Origin of the sequence: Streptomyces roseolus, assembly GCF_014649855.1 — a bacterium.
GTDB classification, from domain to species: Bacteria; Actinomycetota; Actinomycetes; order Streptomycetales; family Streptomycetaceae; genus Streptomyces; species Streptomyces roseolus.
This window is the reverse complement of the sequence record NZ_BMTV01000014.1, coordinates 52,427-78,876: the sequence shown is the minus strand read 5'-3', so window position 1 is coordinate 78,876 and position 26,450 is coordinate 52,427. Positions and strand designations below refer to the sequence as shown.

Below are 26,450 nucleotides of genomic sequence, written 5' to 3'. Positions count from 1 at the left end.
CGGACGGCGCGCCGCCGGCTGCCGGCCCCCACGTGAGGGAAGGGACCATCGCCCCGTCACCCCTCACCACGCGGGACGCCCCCATCGGCGAGGCACGCCCTCGCGAGCACGCCCGACCTCGGCGACCGCCCGGGCACGTCGTCAGCGGACCCGCCCGGGGGGCGCCGAGGTCGGGCCGGAGCGGGGCCACGCCCCACGGGCGCGGAAGGGGCCGAGCCGCGGGGTGGGCACCACGGACGTGTCGGAGCCGGGACCCGCCCCGGCCGGCCGGTCGTCGTAGCGCCGTCAACCGATCGGTTGACCCCGGGTCGAGCGGAACGGCCGATACCGGGCGGGGCCCGCCGGGGCGATCGTGGGGGACATGCCGATGATCGAAGTGCGGGACCTGCACAAGGCGTACGGGAAGCGGAAGGCCGTCGACGGCGTCTCCTTCTCCGTGGACGAGGGAGAGATCTTCGGGATCCTCGGACCCAATGGCGCCGGCAAGACCACCACCGTCGAATGCGTGGCCGGACTCCGGACCGCCGACTCCGGCGCGGTACGGGTGGCGGGCCTCGACCCCGTCGCCGACCACGACCGGATCACCCGGCTGCTCGGCGTCCAGCTCCAGCAGAGCGAGCTCCAGGCCAAACTCGTCGTCCGGGAGGCGCTGGAGCTGTACGCCTCCTTCTACGAGCGGCCCGCCGACTGGCGCGCGCTCGCCGAGCGGCTCGGGCTCGACGCCCATCTGGACGTGCGGTTCGCGAAGTTGTCCGGCGGCCAGAAGCAGCGGCTGTTCATCGCCCTCGCGCTCGTCGGCGGCCCCCGTGCCGTCGTCCTCGACGAACTCACCACCGGGCTCGACCCCCGTGCCCGCCGCGACACCTGGGCGCTCGTCGAGTCCCTCCGCGCGGACGGCGTCACCGTCCTCCTCGTCACCCACGTCATGGAGGAGGCCCAGCGGCTCTGCGACCGGATCGCGGTGATCGACCGCGGCCGGGTCACGGCCCTCGACACCCCCGCAGGCCTCGTCGGCCGCTCCGCCACCGCCCGGATGATCTCCTTCGCCGCCGACAGCCCTCTGGAGACGGCCGAACTCGCCGCCCTGCCCGGCGCCGCCGGCGTGACCATCCGCGACGGCCGCACCGTGGTGACCGGTACGGACGCCACCGTCGACGCCTTCGTGTCGCTGCTCGCCCGCCGCGCGGTCACCGCCCGCGGACTGCGCATCACCGACACCACCCTCGACGACGCCTACCTCGACCTCACCTCCTGAACGCCCCCACCGACCGCCGTCAGCCGTCCCGCCGTCACCGACCACCGACCCCGACCCCGACCACCGTCCCGTTGAAGGCCGATGGCAGTCCTCCACAGCCGCCCCTGTCGCCCTCGACCGCCGCCCCTCCACCGAGCGCCGTCCTCGCCCCGCCGCCATGTCCGCCCGCCCCGTTCCCGACCGCCCGACCGCCCCACAGGAGCAGCTCCATGGCCAGTACCACCGCACCGGTCTCCGCCACCCGCGCGGTCCTCAGGACCGAGGCCCGCCTCTTCGCCCGCGAACCCGCCTCCCTGTTCTGGGTGATGGTCTCCCCCACCGTCCTCCTGGTGGTCCTCGGGCTCATCCCGTCCTTCCGGGAAGCCTCCCCGGACCTCGACGGCCGCCGCGTGATCGACCTCTACGTGCCCGTCTCCCTCCTCTTCGCCCTGATCATGGCCGGTCTCCAGGCCATGCCACCGGTCCTCGCCGGCTACCGGGAGCGCGGCATCCTGCGCCGCATGTCCGCCACCCCGGTCCGGCCGGCCGCGCTGCTCACCGCCCAGCTCGTGCTGCACGCCGCCGCCGCGCTGGTCTCCGCGCTGCTGGTGATCGCGGTCGGCAGGGCCGCCTTCGGCGTCGCCCTCCCACGGAACCCCACCGGATACCTCGCCGCGCTGCTCCTCGCCGTCGCGGGCGCCCTGGCCCTCGGCGCGGCGGTCTGCGCGCTCTGCCGCACCCAGAAGATCGCCACCGCGGTCGGCACGGCCGTCTTCTTCCCGACCATGTTCACGGCGGGCGTCTGGGTGCCCGTCCAGGCCATGCCGGATACGCTGCGCCGGATCGTGGAGTTCGCGCCGTACGGCGCCGCCTCGCGGGCCCTCGACGAGGCGGCGCGCGGCGGTTGGCCGAGCCTGCTCGCGGTCGGCGTGATGGCCTTCTGGGCGGTCGTGCTGACGGCGGCGGCGATCCGCCGCTTCCGCTGGGAGTGACGGACGGGCGGGACGGGGCAGCGGAGGGGGTACGGCGCATGGCGGCGACGGTCGAGGAACGGTGGCTGCAGTTCTACCGCTGGGGGCCCTACGTGCTCCTCGGCGTCGCCACGGCGCTCTCCGGGGCCACCGCGGGCGAGCTGATGACCGGCGCCGAGACGGCCGCCGCCGGGTGCCTGGTCGTCGCCGTCCTCGTCCTCCAGGTGTGCCGGCAGACGCGGCGGACGCCCGTACCGCCTCCCGTGAACGAGGACGGCCCCGACGCGCCCGGGCTCGCTCCGGGCGTCCCCGGGCCCGCCTCCGTCGGCTACTTCGCGCTGCGCACGGCGCTCGCCTTCGCGCTCACCTGGCTCAACCCGTTCTTCGCCGTCTTCGCGTGCGTCGGCTACTTCGACGCCGTCCACCTGCTGCCGGCCCGCCCGCTCCACGTCCGGTCCGGACTGCTCGTCGTCGCCCTCACCATGGCCGGCTCCCAGGCCGGCGGCCTCCCCCCGTCCTCCGCCCTCCAATGGGTCGCGTTCGTCGGGCTGTTCCTCCTCAACGCCGGCCTCGCCACCGGCCTCGCGCACCTCGGCGCCAAGGAGACCGAGAAGGCAGCCGAACGCGCCGCGACCATCGCCCAGCTCGCCCGGGCCAACGCCCGTCTGGAGCAGGCGCTCGCCGAGAACGCCGTCCTCCAGGCCCAACTCGTCCTCCAGGCCCGGGAGGCCGGCGTCGCCGACGAACGACGCAGGCTCGCCGCCGAGATCCACGACACCCTCGCGCAGGGACTCATCGGCATCATCGCCCAGCTCCAGGCCGCCGACACCGCCGACGCGGGGCAGGCCCGCGTCCACCACCAGCGGGCCGCCGTCCTCGCCCGGCAGAGCCTCGGCGAGGCCCGCCGCTCCGTGCGGAACCTCTCTCCGGTCGCCCTGGAGCACGACACCCTGCCCGGCGCGCTGGGGAAGACCGTCGCGACGTGGGCCGAACGCACGGGCATCGACGCCCGGTTCACCGCGACCGGCACCGCCCGCCCGCTCCACGACGAGGTCGCCGCCACCCTGCTCCGCATCGCCCAGGAGGCGTTGGCCAACGCCGAACGCCACTCCGGGGCGGGACGGGCCGGAGTCACCCTCTCGTACATGGGCGACGAGGTCGTCCTCGACATCCGCGACGACGGCCGGGGCTTCGACCCGGTCGCGCCCCGCGCCCCCGGCTCCCGCGGCGGCTTCGGGCTCGACGGGATGCGGGCCCGCGCCGCCCGCCTCGCCGGGGTGGTCGAGGTCGAGTCCGCGGTGGGCGAGGGCACGGCGGTCTCCGTTCGCGTACCGTTGGCCCGCCATGACTGAGATCACCGTGCTCCTCGTCGACGACCACCCCGTCGTCCGGGACGGCCTGCGCGGCATGTTCGACGCCGACCCCGGTTTCCGCGTCCTCGGCGAGGCGTCCGGAGGCGTCGAGGCCGTCGAAGTCGCCCTCCGCCTCGACCCGGACGTCGTCCTCATGGACCTGCGGATGCCCGCCGGCGGCGGCGTCGACGCCATCGCCGCCCTCGCCCGGCACGGTGCCCGCGCCCGGGTCCTGGTGCTCACCACGTACGACACCGACGCCGACACCCTCCCGGCCATCGAGGCCGGCGCGACCGGCTACCTCCTCAAGGACGCGCCCCGCGAGGAGCTGTTCGCCGCGGTACGGGCCGCCGCCGAGGGCCGTACCGTCCTCTCCCCGGCCGTCGCCACCCGGCTCGTCAGCGCCGTGCGGCGACCCGTCGAACCCGTCGTCGACACCCTCTCGGCCCGCGAGCGGGAGATCCTGGTCCTGGTCGCACGGGGCACCTCCAACCGCGCGATCGCCGCCGAACTCTTCATCAGCGAGGCGACGGTGAAGACCCACCTCACGCACATCTACGCCAAGCTCGCCGTCAAGGACCGGGCGGCGGCCGTCGCCGCCGGCTACGACCGCGGGATCCTCGGCCGCGGCTGATCCGCCCCGGGAGCGCGGGAAGCGGCGTCCCTCACGCGGCCGGCGCGGCGGCTCGGACGGCGGCGGCGCCGGAAAGGGCAAGGGGCACAGGGACGGCGGTCGTGACGGTGGAGGCGGGCCGCGCAGGGGGGCGGGGGCGGCTGCGTTCCGCGGGGGCCCCTCCCGGGGGGCGGCTCAGCGCACCAGCTCCGCCGCCAGCAGGTCCATCAGCAGGCCGTCGTGCCAGCTGCCGTCCGCGCCCCGTTCGTACTGGCGCATCACCCCGACGGGGCGGAACCCGGCCTTCTCGTAGCAGCGGATCGCCGCCGCGTTGTCGGCGGCGGGGTCGATGACCAGCCGGTGGAAGCCGTGGTCGTCGACGAGGTGCCCGGCGAGGACGCGGACGGCGTCCGTGCCCAGGCCCCGGCCGTGCACCGACGGGTCGAGGAACAGGTCGATCCCGGCGTGCCGGTAGTCCGGCTCGTCCTCGGCGTACCACTGGATCATGCCCACGATCCGGTCGTGGAACCGGATCGTCAGACAGCGCGTGTCGGGGTCCTCCAGGTCGGAGGCGACCTCCGCGGCCAGGTCGTCCTCACCCCGCCAGCGGGCCCGTACCTCGGGCGTGGCCCGGATGGCGGCCAGGGCGGGGACGTCCTCCGGGGCCGAGGGGCGCAGGACGACGGCGGCACCGTGCAAGTCGCTCATGCCCCCAGCTTGCCGCACGCCCCGCCGGTGTGTACGGGCCTCCGGCGCGTTCGCGGTCCCCGGTGCGTCCGCGGGTCCCGTTACGTTTGCGGAGGTTGGTACGTTCGTGGGCATTAGTTCCTTTATGGACCTCGGTACGTTTGTGGGCGCCGGTACGGGAGAGACGCGCCCTGTGTCCCGTCGCGCGGGCCCGTCCGAGAGGTCCGTCGCGCGCGCCCGTCCCGACCGGAAGGCGCCCATGAGCAGCGCAACCCTGTACACAGCCGCATCCCCGCTCGCCTCGGCGGGCTCGAACGCCCTGACCTTCGGCCTCGTCATCGGCCTGATCGTCGTCGCCCTCCTGCTCGGCGCCTTCTGGTGGGGCTCCCGTCGCGTGGCGCGCCGGCGCCGCGCCGTCGGCGACCCCACGGCCTCGCAGCCGGGAGCACCCCGCGACGACTCCTGGTCCACGCCCGACGAGCGGCGGGAGGACGGCGGCCGGCGCGGCTGAGCGCCTCAGTCCAGTGACGGAGGGCCGTCCTCACCGTGCGGGGGCGGCCCCGTGACGATCTTCGGCAAGCCGACCGGGTGCTCCCTGGCGAGCCAGCGGACCAGCTCCTCGCGGACCCCGCAGCGCAGCGTCCACAGCTCGTCCGGGTCCTTCGCAGTGACCAGCGCGCGGACGGTGATGCCGGTGGGCGAGGTCTCCGTGACCGCGAGGTCCCAGCCTCGCCCGTCCCAGCTCGGGCACTCGTCGAGGAAGCTGCGCAGATGCGCCCGGAGCGCCGGGACCGGGGTGGCGTGGTCGCAGTGGAGGAAGACCGTGCCGGTCATCTCGGCGCCGCCGCGGGACCAGTTCTCGAAGGGGCGCGAGGTGAAGTACGAGACCGGCAGCGTCACCCGCCGCTCGTCCCAGGTGCGGACGGTGAGGAAGGTCAGGGTGATCTCCTCGACGAGGCCCCACTCCCCGTCGACGACGACCGTGTCGCCGATCCGGACCATGTCGCCGAAGGCTATCTGGAAGCCGGCGAAGAGGTTGCCGAGGGTCGACTGGGCGGCCACGCCGGCCACGATGCCGATGATCCCGGCCGAGGCCAGCAGCGACGTGCCCAGGGTCCGGAACGAGGGGAAGGTCACGAGCGCCACCGCGCCGGCGATCACCCCGACGGCCACCGACACCACGCGGGTGATCAGCGTGATCTGGGTGCGTACCCGCCGCACCCGTGCCCGGTCCAGGGTGCGCCCGGCGTAGCGCGCGTAGGAGGACTCCACCAGGGCGGTGGCGACGCGGACCGTGAGCCAGGCGCCGCTGGCGATCAGGCAGAGCACCCGGAGCCGGTCGACGAGCCCGGCGTGGTCCTGCGCGGGCGTCCATCCGGTGGTGTGCATCGCCCAGCCGAGCAGGGCGGTGAACAGGACGACGAACAGGGGCGTGCGGCAGCGGCGCAGCAACCCCCACAGGGGCGTGCCGGGACGGCGCACGTCCGCGCGGCGGGCCGCGAGGTCCGCCGCGTGCACGGCGGCGTACGCGACCAGCGCGGAGCCGCACAGGGCGATCAACAGCCTCAGTGAGTTCTCCATGTCCCCCGCCTGACCACCGACGCCCCGGCCAAACAATCCGGTGGGGGCCGGGCCCGGTCGGCCCGCCGGGACGCGCCGCCGACCGCCCCGCCCGTGGTGGAGCGGCGACCGGGCCCCTGGCGGGAAGGCCGCCTCCCGTGAGAAAGCGGTGCCCGGGTCCGCGGCGAGGAAGTCCCCCCGGGGGAAACGCCGTCGGTCCCGGGACGGGAAAGCGGTCCGGTGCGTTCGCCTCCCGAAGGACCATTTCGCCGGGCCCGTCTCCTTCCGGAGGCGTAGACGATCCGCTCCTCGCGCGGGATTCCGTACCGCCGCGATCCGCGAAAGGGTGCTGCGGACCGATCCCTCGGCAACCACGAGGAACTGACGCCCTGTGCGCTCCCGGATAGCCTCCGTCGTGGCGGTCACCGCCGCCGCGGCGCTCCTGCCCGCCCTGCCCCCGGCCGTCGCCGCCGCCCCGCCGCGGGCCGCTGCCACCGCCACCACCACCGACGCGTTGGCGTCGTACACCCGGCAGAAGCCGCGCTGGGCGGCCTGCGACCCGCAGGCACCCGCCGGCCTCGAATGCTCGACCGTCAAGGTCCCCCTCGACTACGGCGCCCCGGCCGGCCGGAAGCTCGACCTCGCGATCTCGCGGGTGAAGGCCACCAGCCCCCGGGACCGGTACGGGGTCCTCCTCCTCAACCCCGGCGGCCCCGGCGGACCGGGCCTCGACATGCCGCTGTGGATGGCGCCCCAACTGCCCGACGCCGTGAAGGAGCGGTACGACCTCATCGGTTTCGACCCGCGCGGCGTCGGCCGCAGCGCGCCGGTGGGCTGCGGTCTCACCGGCGACGAGCTGGTCTGGCAACGCCCTTACAAGGCCGCCTCGTTCGACCGGGACGTGCGCTGGGCGGGGACCGTGGCCGAGAAGTGCCGCGCGCGGAACGGCGCCGTCCTGCCCCACCTCACCACCCGCAACACCGCCCGCGACACGGACGTCGTCCGTGCCGTGCTCGGCGAGAGGAAGATCTCGTACCTGGGCTACTCCTACGGCACCTATCTCGGCGCCGTCTACGCCCAGATGTTCCCGCGCCGTGCCGACCGGTTCGTGCTGGACAGCGCCGTCGACCCGGCGCGGGTCTGGCGCGGCATGATCCAGTCCTGGGCCGAGGGCGCCGAGCCGGCGTTCACCCGCTGGGCCGGGTGGACCGCGCGGCGGGACGCCACGCACCGGCTCGGCGACACCCCCGGCGAGGTCCGCGCGGCCTTCTGGAAGCTGGTCGCGGACGCCGACCGCATCCCGGTCGCACTCGACGGCATGCGGCTGACCGGTGACGACATCAGGACCGGCGCCCGCGCCTCCTTCTTCGACCCGCAGGCCGCCGCCGAACTGGTGGTCCGGCTGAGGACCGCCGCGGAGGGCGGCACCCCGCCGCCGGCGCCGTCCCGGCGGACCGGGCCGGAGGGCGGCACCCCGCCGCCGGCGCCGTCCCGGCGGACCGGGCCGGAGCGCCCCGCCCCGCCGTCGTTCGCCGGGGGAGCCGCGACGCGGTCCGGCGCCGACGTCCCCGACGACAACATGGACGCGAGCTTCTGGTCCGTCGTCTGCGCCGACACCCGCGCCTGGCCCCGCGACCCGGAGCGGTACCGCCACGACGCGATCCGCGACAAGGCGGCCTACCCGCTCTACGGCGACATCGCCTCGCACATCAAGCCGTGCGCGTTCTGGCCCGCCGGCTCCGAGCCCGCCACCCGGGTGGACAATTCCTCCGGCGCGCTGATCCTGCAGAACGAGTGGGACTCCCAGACGCCGCTGGCCAGCGGCCAGGGCCTGCGCCGGGCCCTGAAGGGCGCCCGCCTGGCCACCGTCCTCGGCGGCCAGGGCCACGGCGTGTACGGCTCCGGCTCCTGCGCCGACGCGACCGCCACCGCGTACCTGACGACGGGCCGGCTGCCCGCCGCCGACGTGACCTGCCGGGCGACACCGCGGCAGGGTCGCCGGGACCTACGGCTCCCGCTGCCGTCCCCGCAGGGCTTCTGACCGGCCGGGGCCTTCCCCGAGGGAAGCTCCGGCCACCGGAACGAAGGTCTTCCGGGCGGGTGCCCGCGCCCGGAAACCTTGCCTCCGCGGACCGTCGTGCATCCGCGGGCGCGGGGGTGCGGCCGGATTCGCCGGAGCGCGTGCCCGGCCCCGTGGTCGCCGAGGGCGTGCGCCGCGCCGAGCACCACGTGAACAGCCGAGGATTCACCGTGCCCCCGGCGTCCCGCTTCAGGCCGCTCAAGCTGCGCGACACCCGGTCCGCCGCGGGCCGTCCCGCGCGGGCGCGTCTTGATCGCCGGCATCCGCGCCGGGGCCGAAGGCCGGCACGACGGCGAAGCCCGGGTCGCGGACCTGGCCACGGGGTCTCCCCGGGGAACGGCTCACCGGCGTGTGCGCCGCCCGGGCAGGCGCCCGTGGCGAGGGCGGTGAAGCACGAAGCCCCTGCTCCTCCTCGGGGTGAACCTGAAGGAACAGGGGTCTCGGGGCAGGCTCGGCTGCCGATGGGGCGGGAAGGATCAGGCAGGCGTGATGTTCTCGGCCTGGGGGCCCTTCTGGCCCTGGGTGACGTCGAACGTCACGGTCTGACCCTCCTGGAGCTCACGGAAGCCCGAGGCGTTGATGGCGGAGTAGTGGGCGAAGACGTCCGGGCCGCCGCCGTCCTGGGCGATGAAGCCGAAGCCCTTCTCCGCGTTGAACCACTTCACAGTTCCCGTAGCCATGTCTCATGCCTTCCAGTCGATGAACGCCGCCCGCGTCGTACGGGAGGCGGAGGTGATCGCCCTGGTTCCTGCGGCACAGCACAGCAAAACGCCCACACCTTCGGCGTGGGCAAAGGGGGACTTCCGAACCACGACAGCTAACGCAGACGTTACACGCCCGCACGCGCCGTCACCAGAGGAAACCGCTGACGACTCCAGGGCGCGGTCCGCGTGCGGGCGAGCAGACGGCCGGGCCGGCCGGGGAGGGCGGCGGGCACCCCGGGTCAATCCTCGGCCGCCGGATCCGCCGACCGGGCGGCGCTGCGGTACTCGGCGTTGATGCGCCGGGCCTCTTCGAGCTGGTCCTCGAGGATGATGATCCGGCAGGCGGCCTCGATGGGGGTGCCCTGGTCGACGAGCTCGCGGGCGCGGGCGGCGATGCGCAGCTGATAGCGGGAGTAGCGCCGGTGGCCGCCCTCGGAACGGAGCGGGGTGATCAGCCGGGCCTCACCGAGGGCACGGAGGAACGCGGGCTTCGTACCGATCATCTCGGCGGCCCGGCCCATGGTGTAGGCGGGGTAGTCGTCGTCGTCGAGACGGCCGAGCGGATCGTCTGCTGTCATTCTCACCTCTCTTGTCGGAACGCGTCGAGGGGCCCGGGTGCCGTACTGACACCCGGGCCCCGAAGGAACTGCTACACCATCCGCCGGCCCTGATTCCGCGCCGGCCTTCTGTGTCCGCGGACCCGGCCTTGCCGCTGCCGGGTGTGCGGGGATCGCGGTTGCTTGACCGGAGACCACCTCACTATCGATGTCCTGCGGTACCCGGGCTCCGAGCTTCCCGCCCGGGCGATCCTGATGGCGCTCGGCTCCTCCGTTCTTCCCTCTGGATCAACCACTGTCGTACTGCTGGGTGGAGCGAACTGCGTGCGGGTACCGCATCTGCCATGACAGCGGTCCCTCTTCGGCAGCCCCTGATCACTGCGGGCCACCCGGTCCGGCGGCCAGTCCCGTCGCCGTCCTGCAACCAACCTGGCTTCGAAACTCCGCCGCCGGACCGTCCTGCAACTGCTGGTGCTGGTGCTGGTGCTGCGGTTTCGCTCCCGGCAGTTCGTCTCTGCCGGGCCTTCGATCTCTTTGGGCTACGAGAGAAACTATAGCCAGGCCACAGCGCGATGTCTACTCTGGCCGATGTAGATTTTCGATCCTTCGAAGGCGAAGAATTCGACCTCGAACAGCACCCTCGCCGACCCCCGCACCTGGGGACCGGCCCCCGCCCGGGCGCCACCGCGTCCATGCCACGGCGGCCATCGACCCCGGCGCACCCGGGGTCCGCACGGCGTCCATCGAGGACCGCCCGGTCCTGCGCCTCCTCTTCGCCGCGACCCGCCACACCGAAACGGCCGACCCGACCACCACCACCGCCGTCATCGCAGCCCTGCGCACGGCAGCGCGACAGAGCCCCGTCACGGGCCCCCGCCGCCGAAACGCCGCGCGACGTGACCGCCGGGCAGCGGGCGTACGAGGGCCGGGCCGGGGCGACTCCGCACACCGGCACGGCCGTCTCGGCCCGTGATCCCCGGAACAGAGCAGGTTCTCCAGCGCGACGCGGTCGGCGGTGGCGAGTCGCCGGGCATTCCCGCGATCGGTGAGGTGGCCGAGGATGGCCAGGCCCGGGGAGTGCCGGCCGTCGCGGTAGAAGAGGACCAGGCCGCCCAGGGGGTGTACCGGGCGAGATCGCCGGCCTTGGGGTCGGAGGCGTCCGGCGCGCCGGTGGTGTCGAGTTCGCGGGGCGGGCAGGCGATGCGTCCGGTTTGGCGGAAGTCCTCCGTCTCCAGCGTGAGCGGGAGCAGGACGACCAGATCACGGGCGGCGCCGTCGTTCAAGGTGGCTTCGAAGCTGCCGGTTTCGGTGGCCAGGCGGATGATCACGGCGTTCTCGCTTTCGGAGGCGGAAGCAGCTGCCTCCGGGCCGTGGAGGCCGACGGCACCGGAGCGGCCGCCGGTCCGCCGGCGCCGGCCCGCGGTGGAGCCGTCGCCGGTGACCTGCGCCGGACGGAAGCCGTCGGCTCCGACCGGTCCCTCGCCGCGCGTCACGCACCGGCCCGCACGTACCTCACACCCGTACCCGCGCCCCGTGCCCCGTGCCCCGTGCCCCGACCACCGCGTAGCGCGCGCTCGGCCCGGCGGGAGAAACGCCCTCGATTTCGCGACCCGGTCGTAGCGAGGGACCGCGGCGTCGGAGCTCAGGGAAGGGTCAGCACGATCTTGCCGGTCGTCCGGCCCGTCTCGCCCAGGGCGTGGGCCTTGGCCGCGTCGGCGAGGGGGAAGACGGCCTCGATGTGGGCGCGCAGGGCGCCGGAGGCGGCGAGGTCGGCGACCGCGTTCATGCCGGCGTGGTCGGCCTCGACGAGCAGGACCTCGACGCGGACCCCTCGGGCCGCGGCCTTGGCCGCCTCGTCGGGGTCCGTCCCCGGCAGCAGGGAGACGAGGACGCCTCCGGGGCGCAGGACGTCGAGGGAGCGGGCGCGGGTGTCTCCGGAGAGCGGGTCGAGGACCATGTCGACGTCCTGGACGACGTCGCGGAAGTCGGCGGTGCGGTAGTCGACGACCTCGTCGGCGCCCAGGGAGCGGATGAAGTCGTGCTTGGGAGCGCTTGCGGTACCGATGACGTACGCGCCGCGGGACTTGGCGATCTGGACGGCCAGGTGGCCGACCCCGCCGGCGGCCGCGTGGACCAGGACGCGCTGTCCGGCGCGGACCCCGGCGGTGTCGACGATCGCCTGGTGGGCGGTGAGGGCGGCGAGCGGCAGCGCGCCGGCCTGGACGTGGTCGATACCGGCGGGCTTGTGCGCGAAGGCGCGGGCGGGGCCCGTCACGTACTCGGCGTGGGAGCCGACGCCCTGCGGGTAGGGCAGCATCCCGAAGACCTCGTCGCCGGGCTTGAAGAGGGTGACGCCGAAGCCGACGGCCTCGACGACGCCGGAGACGTCCCAGCCGAGGACCAGCGGCAGGCGGTTCAGGAAGAGGCCGGCGGCGCGGTGCTTCCAGTCGGTCGGGTTCACCCCGGCGGCTCGCACGGCGACGAGTACCTGGCCCGGAGCGGGCGCCGGCCTCGGTACGACGGACTCCTTCAGCACCTCGGGAGTGCCGTGGGTGTCCTGGCTGATGGCGCGCATGGTGGTGTGGTTCGTCATGGGGACCAGCCTCGCCAAAGGCGCTTCCCCGTACCATGGCATGAATGCCAACTTACAACGGGATCGTGCCATGACCGCTGTCCATCGTGTCGTCGTCCTCGCCCTGGACGGGGTGTACCCCTTCGAGCTCGGCATCCCGAGCCGGATCTTCGGCGCGCTCCAGGACCGCTACGAGGTCCGGACCTGCTCCGTCGACGGTGGGCCCGTCGCCACGAACGCGGACTTCTCGGTGACGGTGGGGTACGGTCCCGAGATCCTCGCGGCGGCGGACACGGTGGTCCTGCCGCCCTTCGAGCTCTCCCGGATCTCGCGCGAGCTGCCGCCGGGGGCGGCGGAGGCGCTCGCGACGGTCCGGCCGGGGACCCGGATCGTGTCGATCTGCACCGGGGCGTTCGTGCTGGCGGCGGCCGGGCTGCTCGACGGCCGGCCCGCCACCACCCACTGGGCCGTCGCCGGTGTCTTCCGGTCCTGGTACCCGACGGTCGAGCTCGACCCCGACGTGCTGTTCGTGGACGACGGCGATGTGCTGACCTCGGCGGGCGCCGCCTCCGGTGTCGACGTCTGCCTCCACCTCGTACGGCGGGATCACGGCGCGGCCGTCGCCAACCACGTGGCACGGGTCTGTGTCGTGCCGCCGTGGCGGGACGGCGGCCAGGCCCAGTACATCGAGCACCCCGTGCCGCCGCCGTCGGTGAACGGCACGTCGGCCACCCGCCAGTGGGCGATGGAGAACCTGCACGAGCCGCTGACGCTGGCGCAGCTCGCCGGGCACGCCCGGATGAGTCTGCGCACCTTCATCCGCCGGTTCAACGAGGAGGTCGGGACGAGTCCGGGGCGCTGGCTGATCCAGCAGCGGGTGTCCCGGGCCCAGCATCTCCTGGAGACCACCGACCTGCCCGTCGACGACATCGCCGGACGGGTCGGGTTCGCCACCGGCACCTCTCTGCGCGAGCACCTGCACGCGGCGATCGGCGTCTCGCCGATGGCCTACCGGCGCACCTTCCGGGGCGCCGCCGCTCCGGCGGGGTGAGTCCCGCCCGGCCCCCGCCCCGTGCGCTTCGACGGTGCGGTGACGGACCGACAGGAAGTCGACCGGGGCGTCGGCCACAGCCAGGGGCGTCGGCCCGGTCCGGTCGGGTGCGTGCCGGTGACGCCCATGACCACCGAGTACAGGCTGGTCTCCGCGGTGGTGAAGAGGCGGTTGCGCTTGGCGCCTCCCCAGGAGATGTTGGCGACCGTCTCGGGGATGTTCAGGCGGCCGATCAGGGTGCCGTCGGGGTCGTAGCAGTGCACGCCGTCGTCCATCGCGGCGACCCAGAGCCGTCCGCCGTCGTCGAAGCGGAGGTTGTCGAAGCGGGCCTTCCCGCGCGGTCCCGCCTCGGCGAAGACCCTGCCCTCGGACAGGGTGCCGTCGTCGCGCACGTCGAAGACCCGGATGAAGCCCGCGCGGGTGTCGGAGACGAACAACCGCCGCTCGTCGGGCGAGAAGACCAGTCCGTTCGGCGCGCCGAAGCAGTCCGCCACCAGGCGGACCTCGCCGGTGCCCGGGTCGATCCGGTAGACGTTGTTGGAGCCGATCTCGCTCTCGGCGCGGTATCCCTCGTAGTCGCTGGTGATGCCGAAGTCCGGGTCGGAGAACCAGACGGAGCCGTCGGACTTCACGGTCGCGTCGTTCGGGCTGTTCAGGCGCCTGCCCTGCCGGCGGTCGGCGAGCACGGTGAGGGTTCCGTCGTGCTCGGTCCTGGTCACCCTGCGGTTGCCCTGCTCACACGTGATCAGCCGCCCCTCGCGGTCGAGGGTGTTGCCGTTGGTGTGCCCCGCGGAGCGGCGGAAGACGCCGACCGCGCCGGTCTCCTCGTCCCACCGCAGCATCCTGTCGTTGGGGATGTCGCTCCACACCACCTGGTGCCAGGCGGGCACGTAGATCGGCCCCTCGGCCCAACGGCAGCCGGTGTACAGGATCTCCAACGCCTCATCGCCGTTCATGCACCTCCCGGTACGGAACCGGTCGTCGAACATCTCGTACAGCCCGGGGCGTTCGCCGCGCTCGGCCAGGCCGTCGGACTTTCCGCCGGTGCCGCCCACGAACGCGTACGCAAGCTGCGCGAGCGCGGCGTCATCAGGCGCACCACGGCCGAGGTCGACCCGGCCGCCGTGGGCAGCTCCGTACTGGCCTGCGTGATGGTCGTCTCGACGTCCTGGATGGGGGATTCGGCGGAGGACTTCGCCGCACTCCCCGAGATCCTGGAGGCGCACGTCATCGCGGGGAGCGCCTCGGTGCCGCTGAAGGTCAGGACCGCGACCACCGAGCAACTGCAAGACGTCCTGCGCCGCCTCTACGCCATCGACGGGGTCAGCGGAACGCAGGCCACGGTGGTTCTGGAGACCTTCTTCGAACGGCCGCTCTCCCCGCGTTCGGGTGACCAGCCGCGATCCCCGCGCGGGCCGGCGTCCACCCCGGAGACGCCGTCAGGCCGACAGAGCCGGTGATCTTCGACCGCGACGGCGTCCCGGTCGACACCGAACGCCTCGCCGTACGCCCGCAGACCGCACTCGGGTGGAGCCGGGCCGGTCGCTCACCGCCGACGACGGGGTCGAGCGCTTCACCGGGCGCTCCAGGGAATCGATCGTCGAGCGGCTCACCGAGCGGCTCGACGCGCGGACGGCCGCTCCCTGGTGGACCCGGCTCGTCCGGCGCCACCGTGACGCGGTGGCTCGCGGCAAGCCCGCGCCCGATCTCTTCCTGTACCCCGCCCGGCGGACGGGTGTCGACCCGGCGGCCGGGGACAGCGGTCCCCGGACCCTCCAGCCGCTCACCGGGCGGTGACGCGCGATCGGGGTGCCCGGCCGGGTACGTACGGGACCTGAGCGCGAAGGGGCGGGAGCGCGCGGTCGCTTCACCGGGGCAACGCCCAGGATCGCGCGCATGCCGCGCAGTGCCCACTCCTCCGTCTCGTCGTCGCCGTGGAGGAGGCGGGCCGGGGTGATGCCGCCGGCCAGGGACTCCGGCCCGTGGACGACCTGGGGCGCGTCCGTGCCGGGCGGGAGGTCGCCGGCGGCGACGGCGGCGTCGATGTCCCGGCGGAGGACGTCCCGCCGGCGGGCGCGGCCCTCGGCGATCCGGTCGTGGACGAGGCCGCTGCGGGCGTCGTGGTCGTAGGTGTCCTGGGTTCGAGGGACAGACCGCGCGGCTGCGCGGGCGTCCCGCGCCGGGCCCCGGGCGGGTCGGAGGCTCGTAGGCTACCGGAGCGGGGATCCCGGCCGGGGCCCCGGAACCCGGGGAAGGGGCTCGGTGGTGGCAACGCTTTCGGAGGCCGAGGCCCTGTTGGGCGCGCCCCGGTCCGACTGATCGGATCCGGCGCCCTGGGCCGAGATGGAGCGGGAGTTCGGCATCGGGTTCCCTGCGGACTTCCGTGAGATCGTGAACGCCTATGGCTCGATCCAGATCAACGGGCAGTTGTACCTGGAGCACCCCGCCGGGCATCTGCTGCACAACCTGGGAGAGACCGTCAGGGGGGATCTGGAGATGTGGCGGGAGGAGGACATGGCGGGGTTCCTGCCCGGTCCGGCCGGCACCGACGAGGCCGCCCTCACCGGCTGCGCGCCGGTCCTGCCCGCCACCGGCTCCGGATCCGGATCCCGGCCCGCGGCCTCACGGACCCGGTCGGTCCGCGGGCGGCGCTCTCCGGGTCGTACCGCCGGCGCCCAGGTGGCGCACCGGGTCCACCATCTGCCGAGGACGTACGTGCCGCGGAGCCCCGACCGCGCCGGCTGAAGACGTACCCTCCCGGATGACGCGTTCACCGTGCCGTCGCGGCGCGCCGCGGGCTCGCCGCGGGCCGCCCCGCACCCTCGTACGCGTCTCCGTACGCACCTTCGCGGTGCGGAACGAACGGGAGCGGCGGTGCGCGTTCGGGAGCGTGTCAGACGGTCTAAGGGGGGTTTCGGCAGGTGGGGCTCAGGTCACAGGTGTAGGGCCCAAAGGCTCCCCCTGTTGCGTCTGGAGATGTGATGCCCGAGAAGAATCCGGCGAAGGCCGTCGTCGACAAGATCGCCGGTGTCGTGCGCGGTGATCCGGCAGAAGGGCCCGAGGAGGGGGTCCCCGGCAAACCGGGCTCCGTCTCCCCGCAGCTCGTCGAGCCGACGGCGCCGGCCGAGCCGCTGCCGCCGAAGTCCGACCAGAGCGGTCCCGAGACGGTCAGCCCGACGGGGCAGCCCACCGGTGCGGACCAGGCCCGCAGGGCGCAGAGCGGCGCTTACCTGACGACCGCCCAGGGCGTCCGGCTGGCCGACACCGACCACTCGCTGAAGGCCGGGCCGCGGGGGCCGGTGCTGCTGCAGGACCACCACCTGCGCGAGAAGCTCATGCATTTCGACCACGAGCGGATCCCGGAACGCGTGGTCCACGCCCGCGGCGCGGCCGCGCACGGCGTCTTCCAGTCCTACGGGACCGCGGAGTCGGTCACCAAGGCCGCCTTCCTCGCCCGGGACGTCGAGACGCCCGTGTTCGTACGGTTCTCCACCGTTCTGGGTTCGCGCGGGTCGGCCGACACGGTGCGTGACACCCGTGGCTTCGCGACGAAGTTCTACACCGAGGAGGGCGTCTACGACCTGGTCGGAAACAACATTCCGGTGTTCTTCATCCAGGACGCGATCAAGTTCCCGGACATCATCCACGCCGGCAAGCCCCACCCCGACCGGGAGATTCCCCAGGCCCAGTCCGCGCACGACACGTTCTGGGACTTCGTCTCCCTGCACACCGAAGCCACCCACCACACCCTGTGGAACATGTCCGACCGGGGCATCCCCCGCTCCTACCGGATGATGGAGGGCTTCGGCGTCCACACGTTCCGTCTCGTCAACGCCGAAGGCCTCACGACGCTGGTGAAGTTCCACTGGAAGCCCAGGCTGGGCGTCCACTCGCTGGTCTGGGAGGAGGCGCAGATCCTGGCCGGGGTGGATCCCGACTTCCACCGCCGCGATCTCTTCGACGCCATCGAGTCGGGTGCGTTCCCCCAGTGGGAGCTCGGCATCCAGGCCTTCCCCGACACCGACGACCAGACGTTCGAGGGCATCGACCTCCTCGACCCGACGAAGATCGTGCCGGAGGAGCTCGCGCCGGTGCAACCGATCGGCCTGCTGACGCTCAACGCGAATCCGTCGAACTTCTTCGCGGAGGTGGAACAGGTCGCCTTCCACACCGGCCACCTGGTCCCGGGCATCGACGCGACCGACGACCCGCTGCTGGCGGGGCGGAACTTCTCGTACCTGGACACGCAACTCACCCGGCTCGGTGGTCCCAACTTCCCGCAGATCCCGATCAACCGCACGCACGCCCCCGTCAACGACATGCTCCGCGACGGTTTCCACCAGGCGGCCGTGCATCGGGGGGTCGCCCCGTACAAGCCCAACAGCCTCGACGGCGGCTGCCCGTTCTTCGCCGGCGCCGACAGCGGCGCGTTCATCGATGTGCCGGTGGAGGTTCCGTCCGGGCGCAAGGTCCGCGAGGCCCCCGCCTCCTTCGGTGACCACTTCTCCCAGCCGCGCCTGTTCTGGCTGAGCATGACGCCGCCCGAGCGCGAACACATCATCGCCGCCTACACCTTCGAGCTGGGCAAGTGCTACGAGCAGGCGGTCAAGGAACGCAACCTGGCCGTGCTCGCCAACATCGACGGTGAGCTGTGCGCCCAGGTCGCCGCCGGACTCGGCCTGTCGGCGCCCGCCCCCACCGAACCTCTCGCGGACGTCTCTCCCAGCCCGGCCCTGTCGCAGATCGGCAGGACCTGGCCCGTGGACGGCCGCGTCATCGGCATCGTCACGGACCCCGCGGGAGACGTGTCCGGTGTCCGCGAAGTCCGTCAGGCGGTACTCGACGCCGGCATGGTGCCCCTGGTCGTCGCCCCGGCCGGTGGCGTACTGAGCACGGACGGGGACCCGATCACCGTCCAGCGCACCTTCGCCACCGCCCGCTCGGTCGAATTCGACGCCCTGGTGTTCATCGGCGTGCCCGGAGCGGGCGCGGACGCCTACGGCGCCCGCGACGCCAAGGCAGCGGACCCGCGGCCCGCCCCCAGCGACCCACGCGTCCTCGCCCTGCTCACCGAGGGGTACCGGCACGGCAAGGCACTCGTCGGCCTGGGCGACGCCGGGGCGCTCTTCGAGGCCGCCGGCATCTCCGCCGGCGAACCGGGCGTCGTCCTCGCGGACCCCGCGCCTGGCCTGCCCCAGCTGATGGAACTGCTCTCGGCCCACCGCGTCTGGGAACGCTTCCCCGCCGCGACCTGACCGCCCGTCGCCCACCCCAGCCGGAGGGCGGGCGACGAGGGCGGGGGACGAGGAGGAGCCTCGGACCCCCCGGGGTCCGAGGCTCGCTCGCTCCACGGCTCCAAGCGGCGGCGCCCCGGCGCTCGACACCGGTGCGACGGGGGCAGCGCTCGAATCCCGCAGTACGGCCTCGGCGGGGAGGGCGTGTATCGGAAAGTATTTCCGGAGCGGCTGCTCGGTCGCTTCGCTATGGTGCGGCCATGGCGAACTACGTGCTGGTTGCAGGTGCACGGCTCGGATCGTGGGCGTGGGACGAGGTGGTGCCGCATCTGGCAGCGGCCGGCCACGGCGTCCATCCGCTGACGCTGTCCGGTCTCGCCGAGAAGCGAGGCGTGCCGGCGGGGCAGCAGACCCACGTCCAGGACATCGTCGACGAGGTCGAGCGTCAGGATCTTCGCGAGGTCGTCCTGGTAGGTCACAGCTACTCGGGCATCCCAGTCGGCCAGGCCGCCGAGCGAATCGGCGACCGGCTGGCGGGCGTGGTCTTCGTCGACTCCAGCGTTCCGGCCGATGGCGCATCGTTCGTCGCCTCCTGGCCGGACGGCGGGGTGACGGTGAGGGCGTCGATCGCCGAGAACGAGGGATTCTGGCCGGTCGCGCCTGCGGCCCACTTCGAGGACCACGGCCTCAGCGATGAGCAGATCGCGCGGATCGTTCGCGGCTCGACGCCGCACCCGGGCGCCACGCTGACCGAACCCGCCGTGCTGGAACGGCCGCTCGGCGACTTCCCGGCGACGTACGTCAAGTGCACGCTCGGCGACCCCGAGCCGAGCGACGACGTGGCAGAACTACTGGCCGGCGAACACTGGCGGCTGATCGAGATGGACACCGGCCACTGGCCGATGTTCTCCCGGCCGCGCGAACTGGCGCAGGTCCTCCTCGACACGGTCGGGCAGTGACCACAGTTCCACTGCCGCATCGTCCGGATCGATCTCCTCCCATCTGCGCCGCGGGCTCCCCCGGGGCTGTGGCTCCACGGCGAATGTGCCCGGCTCCATGAGAACCGGGAGCTGGATCCCGCTCCCGTACTTCCGATCGGCTGCGGACGGAAGCACTCGAGTCCGCGCGCGAGCCGCGCGACCGGCGAGGACAGGTCCACAGCCTCGACCACCTCGGGGCGGTGCGGCAGCGGACCGGACGTCGGGCGGAAGCCGCCGCGCAGGTGCTGGAGGGCCGCGTGGAAGTGGCGGCCCGGTACCCGGCCGCCGCGCGAGAGCTCTGTGAGGAGATCGGTCACCGGCAGGGCTGTGCGGCGCTCCTCAACGACCTGGGGGAGGCCCGCTCCGCCCTGGCGGACACCGCCGCCGAGTGCCTGCACCAGGAGGCGGCCGCCCTGGCGCGCGACCTCGGCAGTCACCTGGAGGGGGCCCGGGCCCTGGCGGGCCTGGGGCGGTACCGGCGTTCACGCGGCGAGACCGGCCTCGCCGCCGGGCTGCTCCAGCGGGCGCCGGCCCTCTTCGCCCGGATCGGCGCCGCCGAGCAGGAGCGACCGGCAGCGGAACTGAACGACCTTCGACCTGCCGGGCGGCGGCCGGCGGACCGGTCGGCGCCCGGGGGGATCCGGGCCACCCGGCCGCCGCCGTCAAGCGGCGTCAAGCGCCGCACAGGATTCGGCAGAGCCACGCCGCCCGCGGCATGCCGGGCCAGGGCACCGGCGTCGAGGGCGCGGGCGGGGTCGGCACGGGGTGTGCGGGGCCGCCGGCGCTTCGCGGGTCCGTCGGCCGAACCGCTCGCGGTTCGTGCTTCCCGGTCTTCACGTCGGGGGAGGCCTCGTGCCGTCCACGTCCCACGTGTTCGTGTCCGGGAGGGACAGAATGGCCTATGTGGTGATCTATCAGCATGCGAAGGGTCGTCTTGAAGCGGTGAGCCGCCGGGTGTTCGCCGCGGCGGTCCTGGGCGGGACGGCGGCGGTGGCGCTCGGCGGCTGTTCGTCGGGCGCGGCGGGACCGCCGGGTCCCTCGGCGAAGGAGACGGGGGACGGCGGAGTGGACGAGGAGGAGGCGCTGGCGCGCGCCTACACGTTTCTGGACCGGCGGGTCGACGAGGCGGCGGGCGGCGCCCGGCAGGGGCTGCCGCGCAGCTACACCGGCGGCTGGATGGAGCGCCACCATTCCACCGTGGCCTTCACCTACGACGTCGCGCTCACCGTCATCGCGTACTGCGCGCGCGGGAACGAGACCGACCTGAGGCGGGCCGGTGCCCTCGCCGGGACCCTGTTGGCCCTCCAGGAGGGCGACGCCGCCGGCGACGGCCGGATCCGCCAGTCGTACGCCTCGGGGAGGGTCACCGCGGCGGGCGGACTGCCGGCCGTCGCGGCCGCCGGTTCCTTCACCGGCGCGCAGGCGTGGACCGGGCTCGCCCTGCTCCACGTCCATCGGGCGGCCGGCGGCACCCCGTATCTGGCGGGGGCGCGGCGGCTCGCCGCGTGGATCCAGGACCACACCGCCTCCGCCACCGGCACACCCGGGTACACCGGCGGTCTTCCCGCCTCGGGTCCGCCCCTCACCTGGAAGTCCACCGAGCACAACATCGATGTCGCCGCCTTCTTCCGCCGGCTCGCGGACGTCGGTGGTGACCGGGCGTGGGCCGACCGGTCGGCCGTCGCGACCGGTTTCCTCGACGCCCTGTGGGACGCGGAGGGGCCCGCCTTCTGGACCGGCACCGGCACGGACGGCGCCACCGTCAACCGCTCGCCGGTCCCGGAGGATCCGCAGAGCTGGTCCTTCCTGGCGACCGGCGAGGCCCGGCACGCCGGCTCGCTGGACTGGGCGCTCGATCATCTGGCCGCCGAGGACGGCGGGTTCAGCGGGGTGTCGGTGAGCGACGCCGACACGTCCAAGGTCTGGTTCGAGGGCACCGCCCACATGGCGGCGGCCCTCCGCCGACGGGGCGGAGACGGCGACGGGGAGCGGGCCGACCGGCTCCTCGCCACCCTCCGCGCGGCCCAGGCCGACGCGCCGAACGCCGACGGTTACGGCATCGTCGCCGCGTCCTCGGACGGGCTCCGCACCGGCGACGGCGACACCCTGTACGCCAGCCTCCACACCGGCACGACGGCCTGGTTCGCGCTCGCCGGGCTGGGCGCCGACCCCTTCCTGCTGGACGCCTGAGACCGCCGGGCGGCCCCGCACGGGCTCAGATCAGCCAGAGTTCGCGGGCGGCGAGGGCGGCGGCCACGATCAGGACCACCAGCAGTTCGGTCCAGAACAGGCGCCGGTCCCGGCGCCGGTCGTCGGCGGTCAGCCTCTCGACGTGCCCGCGCAGCTCCTCGTCGGGGCCGGCCTTCCGGGCGGGGTCCACCGGTGTCATCGTCCTGCCGCCACCTTCCCGGTCTTCTCGGTCTTGTCCCACTTCAGCTCCTTCTTCCGGCGCTCCTGGACCCAGGCCGCCACCAGGCACGCGGCGAGCAGCGAGCCGTAGCCGACGAGGTGCAGCAGCACGGGGGCGAGGAAGCGGAGCCGGGTGCCGGTGAGGAGCTTCGCGAGCCAGGCGAGCGGGAGGGAGAGGGCCAGCCAGGCGTAGACCACGATCATCAGGAGGTGCGGGGTGCCGTCCTCGGCGAGCCGCCCGTGCCGTTCGAGAAGCGGCAGGAAGTGGCCGGGGAACGCGGTGATCACGAGGATCAGGGTGGAGACGACCCCGGGGTAGATCAGCGCCTCGCGCCAGCAGCGGCGGAAGGTGCTCCCGTCCACGGCCGCCGCCATCAGGATGATGAGGAGGTAGCAGACGAGGTTGGTCACCCAGAGCCGGTGGAAGAGGTCCCAGGAGCGGTCGGAGTCGGTGAAGCAGAGGTAGAGCAGCGAGGCCGAGCAGGCCGCGAGCAGTACCGGGGTCGCCAGGAGCGAGTACCAGATCAGGCCGAAGAACACCGATCCGAGCCGGTGTCCCTCGCGCCGCTTCCAGGGGCGGAACCACAGGTGCGCGTAGCGGCGGCTGACCTGGAGGTTGCCGCGCGCCCAGCGCAGCCGCTGCTTCCACAGCCCGGCCAGGTCGCCGGGCTCCTCGGCGAGCACGGTGGCGTACCCGTCGAAGACGACCCGGCGGCCGGCCAGCTGGGTCTCGAAGGTGGTGACGGTGTCCTCGGCCAGGGTGGTGGTGTCGATCCGGCCGCCGATCGCCTCCAGGCTCGCCCGGGTGTGCAGTTGTGCCCCGCCGGCCAGGCAGGCGACGACGCCGAGGACGTTCTGCGCGCGCCGGGCGGCGGCCTGGGCGGTGACGTACTCGAAGGCGATGTAGCGGGTGAGGTAGTTGCCCTGCTTCCCGCTGCCCTCCTTGATGTACGCGGTGACGGCGCCGACCTCCGGGTCGGCGAGGTGCCTGGTCATCCGCAGCAGGGCGTCGGGGTCGAAGACCACGTCGGCGTCCATCACGAGTACGGCCTCGGCCCAGTCGTCGCCGAGGACGTGCGCCAGACCGTGGTTGAGGGTGTGGGCCTTGCCCTGGCCGCCGTCCTCCCTGCGCAGGTGCACGACCCGGCCGGGGTGGCGGGCCGTCAGCCGCCGCATCACCTCGGGCGTCTCGTCGGTGCTGGCGTCGTCCACGACGACCACCCGGAGCCGGTCCCCGGGGTAGCGCATGGCGAGGAGGCCCTCGACGGAGGAGGTGAGGACCGGCGCCTCGTTCCAGGCGGGGATGAGGACGGCGGTCCTCGGCACGTGCGGCGGGCGGTGCTCGTACAGGTGCCGGAAGCGCTGGAGGCCGACCAGCAGGAACTGGAGCACGGCGACCACCAGCGGCACGGCGCCGAGGAAGACGGCGACGGTGGCCAGGATGTGCAGGATCCCGTTCAGCACGCGCTCCGTTCCTCGGCCGTCGCGTCGGAGAGCGCCGCCGCGACCCAGGGGAAGCGGCCGACGTCCCGCGCCCGGTGGGCGTCGCTGCCGGCCGCGAGCCGCACTCCGGCGCGGTGCAGCAGGCGGGCGGTGCGGACGGAGGGGCACCGCCACTTCTCGTTCAGCTCGACGGCGGTGTCCCGCTCCCGGCAGGCCCGCGCCAGGGGTTCCAGGAGCGCCGCGTCCACGCCGTCCTCGTCGAGTCCGGTCTTGGGCAGCACGCTGAACAGGTGCGCCACATGGGCGGTCCGGCCCTCGGGGACGCGCTCCACGGCCCGTGCCGTCGCGAGGACGAGCAGCCGCAGGGCCTCGTCCGGCGCCAGCCGCCCCTCGTGGAGCAGGGCCCGTACGGAGTCGGGGTGGGCGGGCCCGTCGGGCAGCGGGAAGCGGTGATCGGCGAGTGCCACGTGCTCGATCCCGGTCAGGTCCCCCGGGAGGTCGATCCGGCCGTCGGTGTCGAGGATCTTCGCCTCCACCCCGCACACCAGCCGCACGGGCGTCGAGGCCCGGGCGTCCCGGACGGCGGCGACGTACTCCGGCAGGTAGGCGGTGTCGGCGCGGACGTGGTCGGTGACCACGAGCGTGCCGAGCCCGGCCGCCTCGGCCGCCGCCACGACGGCGCCGAGGGGATCGTGGCCGTCGGAGAAGCCGGTGTGGGTGTGGAGATCGGTGCGCGGCGGGTCGGGCGCCGCCGGAGCCTTCCCGGCCTCCGCCGCCCCGCCGGTCACGCCGCCGCCTCGCGGTCCCCTTCGGGGGGCGGCGGGGTGGCCTCGGTGGTGTCGCCCATGTCGCCGAGCTCGCGCGGGGCGAGGACGACGTCCTGCCAGTGGCGGACGACCGCGGTCTCGCGCTGGAGGATCCGGTCCGGCAGGTCCATGCCGAGGAGCGAGGCGACCGCCCACTTCGGCATGTCCACCCCGGCCGCCACCGTCAGCGACATGCCGCCGGGCGGACGGGGGTTGACCTCCAGGAGGGCGGCCTTCCCGGCCCGGTCCTCGCGGACCTGGACGTTGAGGACGCCGCGCAGTCCGAGGGTGCGGACGGTGTCCTCGGCGATCCCGGACAGCTCGGGCAGGTCGAGCACCCGGCCGGCGACGACGATGCCGGAGTCCGTCTTGTCGCGGGCCCGGGGCACGGCGGCCACGACCCGCCCCCCGGCGTCGGTCAGCACGTCGACGGAGTACTCGGTTCCGGGCAGGAACTCCTGGAGCAGGTAGGAGCCGTCCTGCGGCAGTCCGGCCAGTTCCTCCGCGGAGCGGACGAGGACGATGCCCCGGGAGCCGGAGCCGGTGCGCGGCTTCGCGATCGCCGGGAAGCCTCCCCCGGGCCCGGCCGGTCCCGGGGCGCCGACGAGCCGCGTGTCCGGCAGCCGTCGTACCGCGCCCTGGCAGGCCTCGGCGAGCCGCCACTTGTCCAGGCAGGTCTCCAGGGCCTCGGCGGGAGAGGTCAGCACGCGGACGCCCGCGGCGGCGAAGGCGTCGGCCGTGCGGGCGAGCGCCACCAGTTCGGCGTCGACGGTGGGCACCAGGACGTCGATCGCGTGCCGCCGGCACAGCCGCAGCACGGCCTCGGCGTAGCCGGGGGCGGCGCCGGGCGGCAGCAGCACGCGGTAGGCGCGCGGGACGAGGTACAGGCCGGCGCCGTTGGGGTCGAGGTCCGCCGCGTACCGCTCCGCCGCGCCGTCCAGGGCCCGCAGGAAGCACACGCCCGAGGGGCCGCCCGCGCCCGTGACGAGGACCCGGGGCGGCCGGCCGAGGGGCAGCGAGAGGTCGGGTTCAGAAGAGGAGGGGGTTGCGCTCATGGACGAGCTCCAGGGGTTCGGCGAAGCGGGTCTGGGAGAAGCGGCCCCAGTAGCGGGCGGTGGAGCGCAGCAGGTCCTCGTCGAGGTACCAGCGGCTCGCGGCCTGCGAGTGGTGCGCGGCGATGGCGGCGAGCTTGGCCTCCACGTCGACCTCGCTCAGCTCGATGAAGCGGTTCGGCCGGTAGGCCACGGTGGCGGAGGGGGACTGGTAGCAGGCGAGCCGGGCGACCTTGCGGCAGGCCACCAGCGTGGCGCGGTGCACGGCCCGGTGGTCCTGGTGGGTGTCGCTCTCGGAGTGGACGACGACGACGTCCGGCGTGGTCTCGGCGACCGCCCGTTCGACGGCCTCGACGGTGGTCCGGTCGTCGGCCATGGACCCGTCCGGCAGGTCCTCCATGAGGAGCCGGGCGCCCAGCACCTCGGCGGCGCGGTGCGCCTCCTTCCGGCGCAGGGCGGGGTCGCCGCCGTTTCCGCCGCCGGACATGGTGAGGACGGTGACGTCCCAGCCGCTGTGCGCGCGCCGGTGGATGGTCCCGCCCAGGCCGATCTCGACGTCGTCCGGGTGGGCGCCGACCACCAGCATGCGCAGGGAGCCCTGTCCGGAGCCCTCGACGCCGAGCGGGTCCGCCCGTTCCGCGACGGCCCGGGCGACGGCCACCGCCAGCCCCTCCGGGTCGGAGCGTTCGACCAGGTCGGCGGCCCGGCCGCGGAGGGCGGTGACCGCCAGCCGGGCGCTGGGCGCGTCGTCGGTGACGACCACGGGGATCCCGGGGTGCCGGGCCCGCCATTCCTCCAGGAACCGGCCGAGCGAGCCGTCGTCCCCGCCGAGTCCGGTGTGCCACACGGCCGCGTCCCAGAACCGCACGGGGGCGGGCGGGTCGGCGCCGGCGCGGCGGAACGCCTCCGGCGTGGCGACGGTGTGCACCGAGCCGGCGCCGTGCTCGCGCAGGGTCCGGGTGAAGCGCTCGGCGGTCTCCGCGTCCCGTTCGCCGAGGAGGATGTGCGTTCCGGCGAGGGGGGAGGGTCCGGCACCGCCAGGGGCGGCTGCGTCCGCACTATCGAACATTTCGGACATATAGTGCACATTACAGGGTGATGTCGATCTCTCCACCGGGGCCGAGGACCTGTCCGCGGCGGGCCCC

The 26,450-nt window shown here is 74.0% G+C and carries 25 protein-coding genes and 1 pseudogene; 13 read left to right on the top strand and 13 right to left on the bottom strand.

What is annotated here, in order from left to right; translation table 11 throughout:
* Positions 1–361 precede the first annotated feature (361 nt).
* The 4 genes from IE245_RS18300 (at position 362) to IE245_RS18285 (ending at position 4,191) form a co-directional block, all read left to right on the top strand.
* The gene (locus IE245_RS18300; RefSeq protein ID WP_189948816.1) at positions 362–1,255 is read left to right on the top strand and encodes an ABC transporter ATP-binding protein; all 894 of its coding nucleotides are present in this window, start codon (positions 362–364) and stop codon (positions 1,253–1,255) included.
* Between the two features lie 209 nt (positions 1,256–1,464).
* On the top strand, positions 1,465–2,226 hold the full coding sequence (locus IE245_RS18295; protein WP_189948814.1) for an ABC transporter permease: 762 nt from the start codon (positions 1,465–1,467) through the stop codon (positions 2,224–2,226).
* 38 nt (positions 2,227–2,264) lie between these two features.
* On the top strand, positions 2,265–3,557 hold the full coding sequence (locus IE245_RS18290; protein WP_189948812.1) for a sensor histidine kinase: 1,293 nt from the start codon (positions 2,265–2,267) through the stop codon (positions 3,555–3,557).
* Complete coding sequence (locus IE245_RS18285; protein ID WP_189948810.1) at positions 3,550–4,191, top strand: response regulator; 642 nt, start codon at positions 3,550–3,552, stop codon at positions 4,189–4,191. The genes IE245_RS18290 and IE245_RS18285 overlap by 8 nt, the downstream gene beginning before the upstream one ends.
* A gap of 174 nt (positions 4,192–4,365) precedes the next feature.
* On the opposite strand, the gene IE245_RS18280 is transcribed toward IE245_RS18285, so the two are convergent.
* Entirely contained in the window at positions 4,366–4,878 is a 513-nt protein-coding gene (locus tag IE245_RS18280; protein WP_189948808.1) for a GNAT family N-acetyltransferase, read from the bottom strand.
* A gap of 238 nt (positions 4,879–5,116) precedes the next feature.
* Between IE245_RS18280 and IE245_RS18275 the strand changes: the two genes are divergently transcribed.
* Positions 5,117–5,368 carry a DUF6479 family protein gene (locus IE245_RS18275; protein ID WP_189948805.1) on the top strand — a complete coding sequence of 84 codons (252 nt, stop codon included), beginning with the start codon at positions 5,117–5,119 and terminating at the stop codon, positions 5,366–5,368.
* A 5-nt stretch (positions 5,369–5,373) separates the two neighbouring features.
* Here IE245_RS18275 and IE245_RS18270 read toward each other — a convergent pair whose 3' ends face one another.
* Positions 5,374–6,438, bottom strand: a complete 1,065-nt coding sequence (locus IE245_RS18270; RefSeq protein WP_189948803.1) for a mechanosensitive ion channel family protein — start codon at positions 6,436–6,438, stop codon at positions 5,374–5,376.
* Positions 6,439–6,808: 370 nt separating this feature from the next.
* Here IE245_RS18270 and IE245_RS18265 point away from each other — a divergent pair, with 370 nt between their 5' ends.
* Positions 6,809–8,458, top strand: coding sequence for an alpha/beta hydrolase (locus tag IE245_RS18265; RefSeq protein WP_189948795.1), 1,650 nt, complete (start codon positions 6,809–6,811; stop codon positions 8,456–8,458).
* 515 nt (positions 8,459–8,973) lie between these two features.
* Here IE245_RS18265 and IE245_RS18260 read toward each other — a convergent pair.
* From IE245_RS18260 to IE245_RS18245, 4 genes are all read right to left on the bottom strand, one after another.
* On the bottom strand, positions 8,974–9,177 hold the full coding sequence (locus IE245_RS18260) for a cold-shock protein (RefSeq protein WP_189948793.1): 204 nt from the start codon (positions 9,175–9,177) through the stop codon (positions 8,974–8,976).
* A gap of 263 nt (positions 9,178–9,440) precedes the next feature.
* On the bottom strand, positions 9,441–9,779 hold the full coding sequence (locus IE245_RS18255; RefSeq protein WP_189948791.1) for a MerR family transcriptional regulator: 339 nt from the start codon (positions 9,777–9,779) through the stop codon (positions 9,441–9,443).
* Positions 9,780–10,621: 842 nt separating this feature from the next.
* A complete protein-coding gene (locus IE245_RS37030; RefSeq protein ID WP_229851361.1) occupies positions 10,622–11,251 on the bottom strand; it encodes a cyclophilin-like fold protein in 630 nt (209 codons plus the stop codon).
* A gap of 149 nt (positions 11,252–11,400) precedes the next feature.
* Entirely contained in the window at positions 11,401–12,333 is a 933-nt protein-coding gene (locus IE245_RS18245) for an NADP-dependent oxidoreductase (RefSeq protein WP_189948973.1), read from the bottom strand.
* A gap of 88 nt (positions 12,334–12,421) precedes the next feature.
* On the opposite strand from IE245_RS18245, the gene IE245_RS18240 reads away from it, so the two are divergent.
* Entirely contained in the window at positions 12,422–13,381 is a 960-nt protein-coding gene (locus IE245_RS18240) for a GlxA family transcriptional regulator (protein WP_189948789.1), read from the top strand.
* Here IE245_RS18240 and IE245_RS18235 read toward each other — a convergent pair.
* Complete coding sequence (locus tag IE245_RS18235; RefSeq protein ID WP_229851359.1) at positions 13,339–14,370, bottom strand: SMP-30/gluconolactonase/LRE family protein; 1,032 nt, start codon at positions 14,368–14,370, stop codon at positions 13,339–13,341. The two genes, IE245_RS18240 and IE245_RS18235, sit on opposite strands and share 43 nt — an antisense overlap.
* On the opposite strand from IE245_RS18235, the gene IE245_RS18230 reads away from it, so the two are divergent.
* A complete protein-coding gene (locus IE245_RS18230) occupies positions 14,326–14,841 on the top strand; it encodes an Lrp/AsnC family transcriptional regulator (RefSeq protein WP_189948971.1) in 516 nt (171 codons plus the stop codon). The genes IE245_RS18235 and IE245_RS18230 overlap by 45 nt on opposite strands.
* 67 nt (positions 14,842–14,908) lie before the next feature.
* On the top strand, positions 14,909–15,178 hold the full coding sequence (locus IE245_RS37025) for an HAD family hydrolase (protein ID WP_229851358.1): 270 nt from the start codon (positions 14,909–14,911) through the stop codon (positions 15,176–15,178).
* Positions 15,179–15,291: 113 nt separating this feature from the next.
* Here IE245_RS37025 and IE245_RS38075 read toward each other — a convergent pair.
* Positions 15,292–15,501 (bottom strand): annotated as a pseudogene (locus IE245_RS38075) (TetR family transcriptional regulator C-terminal domain-containing protein); the annotation flags it as partial.
* Between the two features lie 271 nt (positions 15,502–15,772).
* Between IE245_RS38075 and IE245_RS37020 the strand changes: the two are divergent.
* From IE245_RS37020 to IE245_RS18205, 4 genes are all read left to right on the top strand, one after another.
* Positions 15,773–16,126, top strand: a complete 354-nt coding sequence (locus IE245_RS37020; RefSeq protein ID WP_229851357.1) for a hypothetical protein — start codon at positions 15,773–15,775, stop codon at positions 16,124–16,126.
* 236 nt (positions 16,127–16,362) lie between these two features.
* Positions 16,363–18,636, top strand: a complete 2,274-nt coding sequence (locus IE245_RS18215; protein WP_189948787.1) for a catalase — start codon at positions 16,363–16,365, stop codon at positions 18,634–18,636.
* 239 nt (positions 18,637–18,875) lie between these two features.
* Entirely contained in the window at positions 18,876–19,574 is a 699-nt protein-coding gene (locus IE245_RS18210; RefSeq protein ID WP_189948785.1) for an alpha/beta fold hydrolase, read from the top strand.
* Positions 19,575–20,537: 963 nt separating this feature from the next.
* The gene (locus IE245_RS18205; RefSeq protein WP_189948783.1) at positions 20,538–21,785 is read left to right on the top strand and encodes a hypothetical protein; all 1,248 of its coding nucleotides are present in this window, start codon (positions 20,538–20,540) and stop codon (positions 21,783–21,785) included.
* Positions 21,786–21,810: 25 nt separating this feature from the next.
* Here IE245_RS18205 and IE245_RS18200 read toward each other — a convergent pair whose 3' ends face one another.
* The 5 genes from IE245_RS18200 to IE245_RS18180 are packed head-to-tail and all read right to left on the bottom strand — an operon-like array spanning position 21,811 to position 26,383.
* Positions 21,811–21,975 (bottom strand): hypothetical protein, encoded by a 165-nt coding sequence (locus IE245_RS18200; RefSeq protein ID WP_189948781.1) that lies wholly within the window; start codon positions 21,973–21,975, stop codon positions 21,811–21,813.
* Between the two features lie 5 nt (positions 21,976–21,980).
* Entirely contained in the window at positions 21,981–23,468 is a 1,488-nt protein-coding gene (locus IE245_RS18195) for a glycosyltransferase family 2 protein (RefSeq protein WP_229851356.1), read from the bottom strand.
* Positions 23,462–24,235, bottom strand: a complete 774-nt coding sequence (locus IE245_RS18190) for a PHP domain-containing protein (protein ID WP_189948778.1) — start codon at positions 24,233–24,235, stop codon at positions 23,462–23,464. The genes IE245_RS18195 and IE245_RS18190 overlap by 7 nt, the downstream gene beginning before the upstream one ends.
* Positions 24,232–25,308 (bottom strand): ATP-grasp domain-containing protein, encoded by a 1,077-nt coding sequence (locus IE245_RS18185; RefSeq protein WP_189948776.1) that lies wholly within the window; start codon positions 25,306–25,308, stop codon positions 24,232–24,234. Before IE245_RS18185 ends, IE245_RS18190 begins: the two co-directional genes overlap by 4 nt.
* Positions 25,283–26,383 (bottom strand): PIG-L deacetylase family protein, encoded by a 1,101-nt coding sequence (locus IE245_RS18180; RefSeq protein WP_189948774.1) that lies wholly within the window; start codon positions 26,381–26,383, stop codon positions 25,283–25,285. Before IE245_RS18180 ends, IE245_RS18185 begins: the two co-directional genes overlap by 26 nt.
* Between the last annotated feature and the right edge of the window lie 67 nt (positions 26,384–26,450).

What these genes read in the sequence shown, in the direction of transcription:
- IE245_RS18240 (WP_189948789.1), top strand. Translation starts at nt 12,422, where the DNA reads ATGACCGCTGTCCATCGTGTCGTCGTCCTCGCCCTGGACGGGGTGTAC.
- IE245_RS18285 (WP_189948810.1), top strand. Translation starts at nt 3,550, where the DNA reads ATGACTGAGATCACCGTGCTCCTCGTCGACGACCACCCCGTCGTCCGG.
- IE245_RS18215 (WP_189948787.1), top strand. Translation starts at nt 16,363, where the DNA reads ATGCCCGAGAAGAATCCGGCGAAGGCCGTCGTCGACAAGATCGCCGGT.
- IE245_RS18180 (WP_189948774.1), bottom strand. Translation starts at nt 26,383, where the DNA reads ATGTCCGAAATGTTCGATAGTGCGGACGCAGCCGCCCCTGGCGGTGCC.
- IE245_RS18280 (WP_189948808.1), bottom strand. Translation starts at nt 4,878, where the DNA reads ATGAGCGACTTGCACGGTGCCGCCGTCGTCCTGCGCCCCTCGGCCCCG.
- IE245_RS18295 (WP_189948814.1), top strand. Translation starts at nt 1,465, where the DNA reads ATGGCCAGTACCACCGCACCGGTCTCCGCCACCCGCGCGGTCCTCAGG.
- IE245_RS18290 (WP_189948812.1), top strand. Translation starts at nt 2,265, where the DNA reads ATGGCGGCGACGGTCGAGGAACGGTGGCTGCAGTTCTACCGCTGGGGG.
- IE245_RS18260 (WP_189948793.1), bottom strand. Translation starts at nt 9,177, where the DNA reads ATGGCTACGGGAACTGTGAAGTGGTTCAACGCGGAGAAGGGCTTCGGC.
- IE245_RS18300 (WP_189948816.1), top strand. Translation starts at nt 362, where the DNA reads ATGCCGATGATCGAAGTGCGGGACCTGCACAAGGCGTACGGGAAGCGG.
- IE245_RS18255 (WP_189948791.1), bottom strand. Translation starts at nt 9,779, where the DNA reads ATGACAGCAGACGATCCGCTCGGCCGTCTCGACGACGACGACTACCCC.
- IE245_RS18245 (WP_189948973.1), bottom strand. Translation starts at nt 12,333, where the DNA reads ATGCGCGCCATCAGCCAGGACACCCACGGCACTCCCGAGGTGCTGAAG.
- IE245_RS18210 (WP_189948785.1), top strand. Translation starts at nt 18,876, where the DNA reads ATGGCGAACTACGTGCTGGTTGCAGGTGCACGGCTCGGATCGTGGGCG.
- IE245_RS18275 (WP_189948805.1), top strand. Translation starts at nt 5,117, where the DNA reads ATGAGCAGCGCAACCCTGTACACAGCCGCATCCCCGCTCGCCTCGGCG.
- IE245_RS18270 (WP_189948803.1), bottom strand. Translation starts at nt 6,438, where the DNA reads ATGGAGAACTCACTGAGGCTGTTGATCGCCCTGTGCGGCTCCGCGCTG.
- IE245_RS18235 (WP_229851359.1), bottom strand. Translation starts at nt 14,370, where the DNA reads ATGTTCGACGACCGGTTCCGTACCGGGAGGTGCATGAACGGCGATGAG.
- IE245_RS18185 (WP_189948776.1), bottom strand. Translation starts at nt 25,308, where the DNA reads ATGAGCGCAACCCCCTCCTCTTCTGAACCCGACCTCTCGCTGCCCCTC.